We start from the raw sequence: 231 nt of genomic DNA on the forward strand, positions 1-231 counted from the left end.
ATCGCCCTCTTCTTCTTCGTCAGCTCCTTCCGCTGCGCCTGCTGCCCCGATGGTCGATACACTGATCGGCCGGGTTGGCAGCATGACCAAAGGGAATTCGATTATGCTCCCCGTGTGCGGACGAGATGTTAAGTTCACGCTAGAAACCGTGTCAGCCGGTCAGGTAGAAAAGTACCCCAGCGACTGGGGCGGCAATGAGCGTGTGCAGGCGTTTCTGACGGAAGAGGCCCT

Annotated in this window: 1 pseudogene; it reads left to right on the plus strand. The window is 58.4% G+C overall.

Annotation, left to right across the window (positions count from 1 at the left end):
* Positions 1-231, plus strand: a pseudogene (locus KVT28_RS28055) (plasmid-partitioning protein); the annotation flags it as partial.

This window comes from Pantoea sp. GbtcB22, from assembly GCF_019091025.1.
In the GTDB taxonomy this organism is placed as follows: domain Bacteria; phylum Pseudomonadota; class Gammaproteobacteria; order Enterobacterales; family Enterobacteriaceae; genus Pantoea; species Pantoea leporis.